12 protein-coding genes are annotated in these 11034 nt (G+C 67.9%); 9 read left to right on the forward strand and 3 right to left on the reverse strand.

The features are described 5' to 3' along the window. Positions 1–245: 245 nt before the first annotated feature. The 4 genes from QRO93_RS20065 to QRO93_RS20080 all read left to right on the forward strand — a co-directional run bounded on the left by QRO93_RS20065 (position 246) and on the right by QRO93_RS20080 (position 3971). Positions 246–881 carry an SCP2 domain-containing protein gene (locus QRO93_RS20065; protein WP_004153599.1) on the forward strand — a complete coding sequence of 212 codons (636 nt, stop codon included), beginning with the start codon at positions 246–248 and terminating at the stop codon, positions 879–881. Beyond that, positions 878–2533, forward strand: coding sequence for a ubiquinone biosynthesis regulatory protein kinase UbiB (ubiB, locus tag QRO93_RS20070; RefSeq protein ID WP_180878701.1), 1656 nt, complete (start codon positions 878–880; stop codon positions 2531–2533). The genes QRO93_RS20065 and ubiB overlap by 4 nt, the downstream gene beginning before the upstream one ends. 5 nt (positions 2534–2538) lie before the next feature. Next, positions 2539–3117 (forward strand): O-methyltransferase, encoded by a 579-nt coding sequence (locus QRO93_RS20075; protein WP_180878731.1) that lies wholly within the window; start codon positions 2539–2541, stop codon positions 3115–3117. A gap of 110 nt (positions 3118–3227) precedes the next feature. Next, the gene (locus QRO93_RS20080) at positions 3228–3971 is read left to right on the forward strand and encodes a pseudouridine synthase (protein ID WP_180878700.1); all 744 of its coding nucleotides are present in this window, start codon (positions 3228–3230) and stop codon (positions 3969–3971) included. Positions 3972–4047: 76 nt separating this feature from the next. Here the strand turns inward: QRO93_RS20080 and QRO93_RS20085 are convergent, their stop codons facing one another. Next, positions 4048–4575 (reverse strand): DUF2059 domain-containing protein, encoded by a 528-nt coding sequence (locus QRO93_RS20085; RefSeq protein WP_010487093.1) that lies wholly within the window; start codon positions 4573–4575, stop codon positions 4048–4050. Positions 4576–4708: 133 nt separating this feature from the next. Here QRO93_RS20085 and arfB point away from each other — a divergent pair, with 133 nt between their 5' ends. The 3 genes from arfB to dcp all read left to right on the forward strand — a co-directional run bounded on the left by arfB (position 4709) and on the right by dcp (position 8015). Continuing rightward, positions 4709–5140 (forward strand): alternative ribosome rescue aminoacyl-tRNA hydrolase ArfB, encoded by a 432-nt coding sequence (arfB, locus tag QRO93_RS20090; RefSeq protein WP_004153612.1) that lies wholly within the window; start codon positions 4709–4711, stop codon positions 5138–5140. A gap of 4 nt (positions 5141–5144) precedes the next feature. Beyond that, positions 5145–5747, forward strand: a complete 603-nt coding sequence (locus QRO93_RS20095; RefSeq protein WP_008266991.1) for a lysophospholipid acyltransferase family protein — start codon at positions 5145–5147, stop codon at positions 5745–5747. A 111-nt stretch (positions 5748–5858) separates the two neighbouring features. Beyond that, positions 5859–8015 (forward strand): peptidyl-dipeptidase Dcp, encoded by a 2157-nt coding sequence (gene dcp / locus QRO93_RS20100; RefSeq protein WP_164242897.1) that lies wholly within the window; start codon positions 5859–5861, stop codon positions 8013–8015. 145 nt (positions 8016–8160) lie between these two features. Here the strand turns inward: dcp and QRO93_RS20105 are convergent, their stop codons facing one another. Together QRO93_RS20105 and QRO93_RS20110 are read right to left on the reverse strand one after the other, a co-directional pair. Further along, positions 8161–8607, reverse strand: coding sequence for a 3-dehydroquinate dehydratase (locus QRO93_RS20105; RefSeq protein ID WP_004153636.1), 447 nt, complete (start codon positions 8605–8607; stop codon positions 8161–8163). A 3-nt stretch (positions 8608–8610) separates the two neighbouring features. Further along, complete coding sequence (locus QRO93_RS20110) at positions 8611–9012, reverse strand: hypothetical protein (protein WP_008267294.1); 402 nt, start codon at positions 9010–9012, stop codon at positions 8611–8613. A 182-nt stretch (positions 9013–9194) separates the two neighbouring features. Here QRO93_RS20110 and lepB point away from each other — a divergent pair, with 182 nt between their 5' ends. Together lepB and QRO93_RS20120 are read left to right on the forward strand one after the other, a co-directional pair. Then, complete coding sequence (lepB, locus tag QRO93_RS20115; RefSeq protein ID WP_053448491.1) at positions 9195–9821, forward strand: signal peptidase I; 627 nt, start codon at positions 9195–9197, stop codon at positions 9819–9821. Between the two features lie 124 nt (positions 9822–9945). Next, a partial coding sequence (locus QRO93_RS20120; RefSeq protein ID WP_285304338.1) for an MFS transporter occupies positions 9946–11034 on the forward strand: 1089 nt, incomplete at its 3' end.

Below are 11034 nucleotides of genomic sequence, written 5' to 3' on the forward strand. Positions count from 1 at the left end.
CCAAGCCCCCAAGGGTGAGGGCGCTTTGCTTGCGAAGCACTGCTTCGCAAGCGCCCGAACGCACAGCCGCCAGCGGCTGGGCCGGACCCCGGAGGGGGGGTTTACGGCGTCCCCCGCAACCGGACCCACCCCGCCAACCCACGGACTGCCCGCTGTTGCTTCGGCCGTTGCTCTGGCAGTTGCATCTGCGGGTGCCGGGCGGCAGCCCGGCCCAAGCCCCCCACCCACGCAGGTAGAATGCGCACATGGCTCTCTCCCTGCTCAAGTCCCTCAAGCCGGTCGCCGGCCGCGCCCTGCAGATCGCCCTGAACCGCGCCCTCGCGCTGGATCCGGATACCCGCCATGCGCTGGCCAGCCTCGACGGCCGGCATATCGACCTGACCCTGGAAGCGCCTTCGCTGGCGATGCGCATCAGCGTCGAGGGCGATCAGCTGCGGGTTGGCCCGGTCGACACGCAGGAAGCCGATCTGGCCGTGCGCAGCAGCCTGGCCGGCGTGCTGGCGCAGTTGCCACTGCTGGCCAACGCGCGCCGCGCCGACAGCACCGGCAAGGGCCGCGTGCGCGTAGCCGGCGACGCCGAGCTGGCGCGCCGCCTGCAGCAGCTGGCCAAGGGCTTCGATCCGGACTGGCAGCAGCCGTTCGTCAGCGTATTCGGCGAGGTGCTGGGCGTGCAGGTCGCCAACACCCTGCGCAGCGCGCTGCAGCACGCACGCCAGGGCGCGATCGACCTGGCCCACAGCGCTGCCGAGTTCATCACCGAGGAATCGCGTGATGTGGTGCCGCGCGCCGAGCTGGATGCCTTCCACGATGACGTTGACGTGCTGCGTGATGACGTCGAGCGGCTGGGCGCACGCGTGCAGCGCCTGCGGGGTGCCGCATGAAGGCCGTGCTTCGGGCCAGCCGCATCGGCCGGGTGATCCTGCGTTACCGCCTGGACGATCTGCTGCAAGGCACGCCGGCCGAGCGCTGGCTGCGCCTGGCCAAGCCGTTCGTGCCGCGCGCCTCGGCCGATATCGCCGCACAATCGCGCGGTGCGCGCCTGCGCCTGGCGCTGCAGGACCTCGGGCCGATCTTCGTCAAGTTCGGCCAGATCCTGTCGACCCGCCGCGACCTGGTACCGCCGGACGTGGCCAACGAGCTGACCCTGCTGCAGGACCGGGTCAAGCCGTTCGATGGCGATACCGCGCGCCGCATCGTCGAGGAAGCACTCGGCCTGCCGGTGAGCGAGGCGTTTGCCAGCTTCGACACCGAACCGCTGGCTTCGGCCTCGATCGCGCAGGTGCACGCAGCGACGCTCGCCGACGGCCGCCAGGTGGTGGTCAAGGTGCTGCGCCCAGGCATCGAGAAGCAGATCGACGCCGACATCGCCCTGCTCAACTCGCTGGCCGCGCTGGTCGAGCGCACCCATCCACGTGCCGACAAGATCCGCCCGCGTGAAGTGGTGGCCGAAGTCGAGAACACCCTGGCTGCCGAACTGGACCTGCAGCGCGAAGGCGCCAATGCCAGCGTGCTGCGCCGCTTCTGGGAAAACAGCGACGATCTGTACGTACCGGAAGTGATCTGGAGCCACACCGCCGAGCGTGCGCTGACCCTGGAACGCGTATGGGGCATTCCGTCCGATGACATCGCCGCGCTGGACAAGGCCGGCATCGACCGCAAGGCGCTGGCCGCCAAGGGCGTGCGGGTGTTCTACACCCAGGTGTTCCGTGACAACTTCTTCCATGCCGACGCGCACGCCGGCAACATCTGGGTCGACACCGATCCGGCGCGCCGTGCCAACCCGCGCTTCATCGCGCTGGACTTCGGCATCATGGGCCAGCTCTCGCAGGAAGATCAGTACTACCTGGCCGAGAACTTCATGGCCATCTTCAACCGCGATTACCGTCGCATCGCCGAACTGCACGTGCAGGCACGCTGGATGCCGGACCATGTGCGCATCGATGATCTGGAAGCGGCGGTGCGTTCGGTGTGCGAGCCGTACTTCACCCGCCCGCTGTCGCAGATCTCGCTGGCCGAAGTGCTGATGAAGCTGTTCCGCGTGGCGCAGCGCTACCAGCTGACCCTGCAGCCGCAGTTGATCCTGCTGCAGAAGACCCTGCTGAACATCGAAGGTGTCGGCCGCCAGCTCGATCCGCAGATCGACATCTGGGCAGTGGCCAAGCCGGTGCTGGCGAAGATCCTGCGCGAGCGCTACAGCCCGCGCAGGGTGGTGCGCGAGATCGGCAAGCGCCTGCCGGAAATCATGACCCATGCGCCGGACATGCCGCGCCTGGTACACGCCTGGCTGACCCAGCAGGTGGAAGGCCGCCATGAACTGGCGATGCGCTCGCGCGATCTGGTGGCGCTCGATGCCAGCCTGCAGCGCCTGCAGAAACGCGCGGTGGGTGCGATCACCGGCGTTGGCCTGCTGGCCATCGCGGCGCTGATGTACGTGCTGCAACCGCCGGGCTGGTACTGGGGCGACCTGCCGATGTGGAGCTGGCTGTCCGGCGCGGTTGGCGCGGTGGCGCTGGCACGCGCGTGGTGGAAGTAGCCACCGTGCTGCAGGCGCTCAAGGACGAGCTGGTGCGCTTCGGTACCGACAACGACGCGCGCGAAGCCGAGCGCGGCCGGCGCATGCTCAACATCACGCCGGAGACCGGTGAGTTGCTCTCGGTGCTGGTGCGTTTTGGCCAGGCGCGGCGGGTGCTGGAAATCGGCACGTCCAATGGCTATTCCACGCTGTGGCTGGCCGAGGCCGCCGCGGCCATCGACGGCCATGTGACCACGCTGGAGTTCGCCGAGGACAAGGCGGCGATGGCGCGTGCCACCTTCGCACGCAGCGGCTTGGAGCAGTACATCACCCTGGTCCACGGCGATGCCGGGTCGTGGCTGGCGCAGGCCGACGATGCCAGCGTCGACCTGCTGTTCCTCGATTCGGACCGCGAACAGTACGCCGGCTGGTGGCCGCAGCTGCGCCGGGTGCTGCGGCCCGGTGGCCTGCTGGTGGTGGACAACGCCACTTCGCACGCCGCGCAGATGGAACCGCTGCGTGCGCTGCTGGCGGCCGACAAGAGCTTCAGCACCAGCCTGGTGCCGGTGGGCAACGGCGAACTGCTGGCCGTGCGCAACGCCTGATCCCGGTAGTGCCGGCCGCTGGCCGGCAACCGCAGCAATTCGACCGCCCGGAGGCAGCCGGCCAGCGGCCGGCTCTACCCCATTCAATGCCCAGCCCCGATAATCCCGTGGTGAGCACCGAACCTGACACCCTCGCTGCGGTCGAGACCGACACCGCACCCCTGCAGCTGCTGCACCTGGATGAGCGCCTGGCCGTGGTCAACAAGCCGGCCGGGCTGATGGTCCACGACAGCAAGCTGGCCCGCGGCGAAGACGATTTCCTGGCCGACCGCCTGCGCGAGCAGCTGGGCCGCCCGATCTTCCTGGTCCATCGCCTGGACCGGGCGACCAGCGGCTGCCTGCTGCTGGCCTTCGACCGCGATACCGCCAGCGCGCTGGGCAAGGCGCTGATGGGCGGCGAAGTGCTGAAGGACTACCTGACCGTGTGCCGGGGCTGGCCGGCCGAGCTCGCCTGGCAGGTCGACCATGAACTGGACGGCGGCCCGGGCAAGCCAGTGAAGAAGCCGGCGATCACTGATTTCCAGCGCTTGGCCACCGGCGAGTTGTCGGTGCCGATCGGCGAGTTCAGCAGTTCGCGTTATGCGCTGCTGCGCTGCCAGCCGCAGACCGGGCGCTTCCGGCAGATCCGCAGGCATCTCAAGCACCTGTCGCACCACATGATCGGCGACACCAGCCACGGTGATGGCCGCCACAACCGCATCTTCCGCATGCAGGGCGTGCACCGCATGCTGCTGCACGCCGAGCGCCTGCGGTTCCCGCATCCCGACGGTGGCGTTGTGGATGTACGCGCGCCGCTGGACCCTGCGTTCCAGAAGGCGCTGGGCCTGTTCGGCTGGCAGGTGGATACCGCTTGACGGTACTGCCGGCCGCTGGCCGGCAGCTACGTGATTCCAGATGTACTGGGGGAGCCGGCCAGCGGCCGGCCCTACCTCACTTCTTTTCCGGCTCGTTGACGATCGCTTCCAGGTCCTTCTGCAGGTCCGCGAACAGCGGCTGCATGCGCGCCTGGATGGCCACCATCACGTTCTGCATCAGCGCCGGGGTCTTGTCCAGCAGGCTCTGGCCGGCCGCGCTCTCGTAGAACTCGGCCATCGCCAGCACGTCTTCCTTGCTGAAGGTCTTTTTGTAGAGGTCCACGTACATCGGCCGCAGCTGCTGCCATGACAGGGCCTGGCGCAGGGTCTGGCTGGTCCTTGCCTGGATCCGCTTCAGCTGCTCCTGCTGCTGGGCGTTGAGCTGGCGCTGCGCGGCCACCTGCTGGAACTGCTGCTGCTGCATCGCCTCGATCTGCGGCAGCATGGTGTCGATCATGCTCTGCGCGCGCGAGGCCGAGAGCAGGCGGTTGATGTCGCCATCGGTCGGCGGCGCGGCCAGGGCCGGCACACTGGCCACGGCCAGCGCCAGCAGCAGGGCGGCGCGGCGCAGCAGGGACGGCAGGGCGGGTGCGGTGCGGGTCATGCGGGCTTCCTGCGGTACATGGGACGGCCAGCATACCCGCAGCCAAGGCGAAGGCGGCGTGTTCGGTACCTGATCGGCGGCATACGGTGCGCGATGCCGCACTGCAGGACGTGGCTGCCGCTACAATGCGCGGATGGGCAGTGGACCGGTCACCATCAGCGCGCAGCTTGAAATCCCCGACGGCGAGATCGTCGAGCGGTTCGTGCGTGCCAGTGGCGCCGGTGGGCAGAACGTCAACAAGGTCTCCACCGCGGTGGAACTGCGTTTCGACGTGGCCAACTCGCCCTCGTTGCCCGAGCCGTTGCGCACGCGCCTGCTGGCGCGGCGTGACCGGCGCATGACCGGCGAAGGCGTGCTGGTCATCGATGCGCAACGGTTCCGGACCCAGGATCGCAATCGCGAGGATGCGCGCGATCGGCTGGCGGCCTTCATCCAGGCCGGGCTGAGCGTGCCCAAACCGCGCAAGGCCACCAAGCCGACCCTCGGGTCGAAACTGCGTCGTCTGGACGCCAAACGCGGGCGCGCGCAGATCAAGCGCGGGCGCTCATCACGTGACTGGGAGTGATTGCTTGAACAACCCGACTCCGTTGCTGCCGGCCGTTCCGCCGCAGATGCCGCAGGTCAAACCCAACGCCTTCCTGCGCTGGCTGGCGCGCTGCACCCTGCGCATGGGCGGCTGGAAGGTGACCGGCACCCTGCCTGACATTCCCCGGCTGGTGTTCATCATCGCGCCGCATTCGTCCAACTGGGACGGGCTGTGGGGCATGGCGGCCAAGATCGCGCTGGGCATGAAAGTGAAGGTGCTGGGCAAGGCATCGCTGTTCTGGTGGCCGCTGGGCCCGCTGCTGCACAAGCTGGGGGTGATCCCGCTCGACCGCAGCTCGCCGCAGGGCACCGTTGGCCAGGCGGTGGACCTGCTGCGCAACAACGAGAAGATGTGGTTCGCGATCACCCCCGAGGGCACCCGCAAGGCGGTGAAGGACTGGAAGGCCGGTTTCCTGAAGATCGCGCGGATGGCCGACGTGCCGATCCTGGCCGCGTACTTCCACTACCCGGAAAAGACCATCGGCATCGGGCCGTTGTTCACGCCCAGCGGTGATGACGCCGCCGACATGGCCGCCATCCGCGAGTTCTACCGGCCCTGGATCGGCAAGACCCGCGGCACGGTCTGAGCCGGCCGGCAGGCCCCGCACAGACGCCACGTCCGGCACATGCCGGGCGAGCGTGACAGGAGTAGGGTGGAGGGCTGGTATTCCATACCGTCTGCCCAAGGAGCGTTTTACATGTCGCGTACCGTAGTCCTGGCCGCCGCCATCAGCCTGGCGCTGGCGGCCTGTTCCGGCAAGGAGTCCACCCCCGTGTCCGAAGCCCAGAAGACCCCGGCCCAGCAGCCGGCCGAAGCCTCCACCAACCCGCTGCTGAGCGCCAGCACGCTGCCGTTCCAGGCGCCGCAGTTCGACAAGATCAAGGACAGCGACTACCTGCCGGCCTTCGAGGAAGGCATGCGCCAGCACCTGGCCGAGGTGCGCAAGATCGCCGACAGCAGCGAACCGGCCACCTTCGACAACACCATCGTGGCGATGGAGCGCAGCGGCGAGACCCTGACCCGCGTGTCGCGCATCTTCTTCGGCCTGGTCCAGGCCGATACCAACGACGCGCGCCAGAAGATCCAGGAAGAAGTGGCGCCGAAGCTGGCCGCGCACCAGGACGAGATCAACCTCGATCCGAAGCTGTTCGCGCGCGTGAAGTCGATCTATGACCAGCGCGACACGCTGGAGCTGGACCCGGTGCAGAAGCGCCTGGTCGAGCACTACTACGACGGCCTGGTACGTGCCGGTGCGCAGCTGTCCGACGCCGACAAGGCATCGCTGCGCAAGCTCAACGTGGAAGAGACCACCCTCTCCACCCAGTTCCACACCCGCCTGGTGGCCGCCACCGCCGCCGCCGCCGTTGTCGTCGACGACAAGGCCAAGCTGGCCGGGCTGGACGAGGACGCGATCAACAACGCGGCCGCCGCCGCCAAGGACCGCAAGCTGGACGGCAAGTTCGTGCTGCCGCTGCAGAACACCACCCAGCAGCCGGTGCTCGGCTCGCTCAGCGACCGTGACCAGCGCGCGGCCGTGCTGAAGGCTTCGGAGACCCGCGCCGAGCGTGGCGATGCCAACGACACCCGGCAGACCGTGCAGCGCCTGGCCCAGCTGCGTGCGCAGAAGGCCAAGCTGCTCGGCTTCGATACCTTCGCCGACTACCAGCTGGGCGACCAGATGGCCAAGACTCCGGCCGCCGCGCTGAAGCTGCTGACCGACACCGTGCCGGCTGCCACCGCCAAGGCCCGCGCCGAAGCCGGCGAGATCCAGAAGGTGATCGACGCGCAGAAGGGCGGCTTCCAGGTCGCTGCCTCGGACTGGGACTTCTACGCCGAGCAGGTGCGCAAGGCCAAGTACGATCTGGACGAGTCGCAGATCAAGCCGTACTTCGAACTGGACAACGTGCTGCAGAACGGCGTCTTCTACGCCGCCACCCAGCTGTACGGCATCACCTTCAAGCCGCGTACCGACATTCCGACCTACAACCCGGACATGAAGGTGTACGAAGTGTTCGACAAGGACGGCACCTCGCTGGCCCTGTTCTACACCGACTACTTCAAGCGTGACAGCAAGTCCGGCGGCGCCTGGATGGACGTGTTCGTCGAACAGGATGGCCTGACCGGTGCCAAGCCGGTGGTCTACAACGTCTGCAACTTCACCAAGCCGGCCGCCGGCCAGCCCGCGCTGATCAGCTTCGACGACGTCACCACCATGTTCCATGAGTTCGGTCATGCACTGCACGGCATGTTCTCGAACGTGAAGTACCCGTCGATCGCCGGCACCGCCACCTCGCGTGACTTCGTCGAATTCCCGTCGCAGTTCAACGAGCACTGGGCGCTGGACCCGAAGGTGTTCGCCAACTACGCCAAGCACTACAAGACCGGCGAGGCGATGCCGCAGGAACTGGTCGACAAGATCCTCAAGGCACGCAGCTTCAACCAAGGCTATGCGACCACCGAGTACCTGTCGGCCGCACTGCTGGACCTGGCTTGGCACACGCAGAAGGCCGATGCGCCGCTGCAGGATGTCGGTGCCTTTGAAGCCAGCGCGCTGAAGAAGTTCAAGGTCGACCTGCCGCAGGTGCCGCCGCGCTACCGCACCACCTACTTCGACCACATCTGGGGCGGTGGCTACTCGGCCGGTTACTACGCCTACTTCTGGGCCGAAGTGCTCGACCATGACGCCTACCAGTGGTTCACCGAGCACGGTGGCCTGACCGCCGCCAACGGCCAGGAGTTCCGCGACAAGATCCTCTCGCGTGGCAACAGCGTGGAGCTGTCGACCCTGTACCGCGATTTCCGCGGCAAGGACCCGTCGGTGGAGCCGCTGCTGAAGTTCCGCGGGCTGAAATAAGAAAGCGAAAACGGCGGGGGAAACCCCGCCGTTTTTCGTTGTGTAGCGTCGAGCCATGCTCGACGTTCTTCTGTAGAGCCGAGCCATGCTCGGCTGCCTTTCGATGAAAAGCCAGTCGAGCATGGCTCGACTCTACAAAAGCGCATCACGTCCCTACGTGCACGCGGTTCGCCTGCTCGGCCAATCCCAGGTGATCCAGCGCGATGTCCAGCGCCAGCACATAGCTCTGCGCGCCATATCCCGCGGCGATGCCCAGTCGCTGGCCAACCCCGGCCGGCAGGCACGGTTCGGCCACCGCACCGTCGTCATGCACTTCCACGTAGGCATTGTGCAGGTACGGCAGCAGGCGCTGCAGGCGCAGGCTGTTGGCACACGCACCCGGATCGAGCAGGGTCACCTCGCCACGGCTGTGGTCGGCCACGCGCAGCGCGTCCAGCAGTTCCTGCTCCGAACCACACGCGCGGATCGCCACGCTGGTGCCGGCGTCGATCGCGCGATGCACCAGCGACTTCAGGACCGGCGCCGGCAGCGGCATCGCGGTACGGATCAGCGCACCGGCCGCTTCCGGGCCACGGATGATGAAGATCGACATGGCTCAGCCCTCCTGCGCCAGGCGGCGGCCAACGATGGCCAGCGACAACGGGTAACCGGCCTGCTGGCTGCGCTGGTCGACCACCACTGCGGCCGGACCGTGCTGCAGGCGCAGGCGTGCATCCAGCCCCGGCTCGCTGCGGGCCTGCAGCTCGATGTACTGCGCCGGCAGCCGTTCCAGCGCCGCCTGCAGCGCGCCACCTTCGGCCTGCCACTGCGCCTCGTCGGCGGTGCCGACATCCAGCAGCACCCAGTCGGCCGAGCGCGCCTGCGGCTGGCACAGGCACTGGCGCACTTCGGACAGGCTGGCGCAGTCGCTGCACAGCACGCGATGGCCGCTCAACTGCGCCGGCAGCTGCGGGCGCGGCGCCGACGGAGATGCGTGGCGGATCACCAGGAGGGTCATACAACACCTTGCGGAATGCGCCCTGTGGCGCGGTGGGCACACGATGCGCGCGCTGGCCGTAAAGGTGCGATGCCCGCCGCCGGGCCGGGGCGTAAAACCTGCGTAACCCATGTCCCGCGCTGCCGGGAACCTGCGACGCCTGCGTGTGGTCTGATACCGCTACCGACCACCCGGAGCCTGCCATGGATGCTGTTGCCCGCCCTCCCTTTTCCGAACGTGCGCTTACCTGGCTGAAGAAGGAAGCATTGCCGCTGCTGGTGATGCTCGGCCTGCTGGCCGCCGCCCGCGACACCCTGGCCAACCACTACGTGGTGCCCAGTGGCTCGATGCAGCCAACCCTGCAGCCTGGCGACCGGGTGGTGGTGGACATGCGCGCGTATGGCCTGCGCCTGCCGTTCACTGGCAAGGAACTGATGGCGACCGGCAGCCCGCAGCGCGGCGAAGTGGCGGTGTTCGACTCGCCGGCCGATGGCACCCGTCTGATCAAGCGCGTGGCGGCGGTAGCCGGCGACCACGTGCAGCTGCATGAAGGCCATCTGAGCATCAACGGCCAGCCGCTGCAGATCGCCGATGTGCAGGACGTGGAAGCCTTCGGCCAGCGCCGCGCCCGCCTCGATCTGGACATGGGCGGCGGCCCGGACATCGCCGATCTGGTGGTGCCGGCCGGCAAGGTGCTGGTGCTGGGTGACCACCGCGGCAACAGCTTTGACGGCCGCTTCTTCGGCTTCGTCGACGCCGACAAACTGTATGGCCGCGCCGTGGCGGTGTACTACCGCCGCGGCGACGGGTTCGAATGGCAGCGACTGTAAGCTGAATTGATACTTCCTGTGTATCAATCATGACCTATCAGGTTATGGATCGACTGGATCAACGGGCCTAGTCTGGGGCCCGTTCCCTCCCACGCCCGGCCGTCCCCACCGGCCCATCGATCCCATGACTGGCGAAACTGCGGCGGCCGTCGAACGCCGCCCCCACACTGTCGACCCTGCTGCCGAGACCCGCATCCAGCAGGGTACCCCCGCCTTCCGGCGTACCGCGCTGGCGCTGTTCCTGGCTGGCTTCTCCACCTTCGGCCTGCTGTATACGGTGCAGCCGCTGCTGCCCGAGTTCAGCCGTCATTTCGGCGTCTCCGCTGCCGGCAGCGCGATGTCGCTGTCGCTGACCACCGGCACGCTGGCGGTGGCGATGCTGCTGGCCGGGCTGCTGTCCGATGCGATCGGCCGCCGCCCGTTGATGATCGCCGCGCTGCTCGCGTCGGCCATCCTGTCGCTGTGCACCGCACTGGTGGACGACTGGACCACGCTGCTGGTGCTGCGCACCCTGCTCGGCCTGGCGCTGAGCGGCGTACCGGCGGTGGCGATGACCTACCTGGTGGAGGAAATGGACAGCCGCGCACTGGGCCTGGCGATGGGCCTGTACATCGGCGGCAACGCCATCGGTGGCATGAGCGGCCGCCTGCTGGCCGGCATCATCGCCGACCACTGGGGCTGGCGCTGGGGCATCGGCGTGGTCTCGATCATTGCCATCGCCAGCACCGTGCTGCTGTGGCTGCAGCTGCCGCCGTCGCGGCATTTCCAAGCCCGTCGCGGCGGCCTGCGCCAGTTGCCGTCGCGCTGGCGCGCGCTGTTCGGCGACCCGGGCCTGCCGTGGCTGTTCGCCACCTCGTTCGTGCTGATGGGTGTGTTCGTCACCCTCTACAACTACCTGGGCTACCACCTGCTGGCACCGCCGTACCACCTCAGCCAGACCGTGGTCGGGCTGATCTTCAGTGTGTATCTGGTCGGCACCTTCAGTTCGGCATGGATGGGCCAGCAGGCGACGCGCTACGGGCGCGGCCGCATCCTGTCGATCTCGTTCGCACTGATCGGCGCCGGCATCGCACTGCTGGCGATGCCGTGGCTGAGCACGATGGCTCTGGGCATCGCACTGGTCACGTTCGGCTTCTTCGGTGGCCACTCGGTGGCCAGCAGCTGGGTTGGCAGCCGCGCCGGCACGATGCGCGCCGAAGCCTCGGCGCTGTAC

The organism is Stenotrophomonas maltophilia group sp. Smal17 (assembly GCF_030237045.1).
Taxonomy (GTDB): domain Bacteria; phylum Pseudomonadota; class Gammaproteobacteria; order Xanthomonadales; family Xanthomonadaceae; genus Stenotrophomonas; species Stenotrophomonas forensis.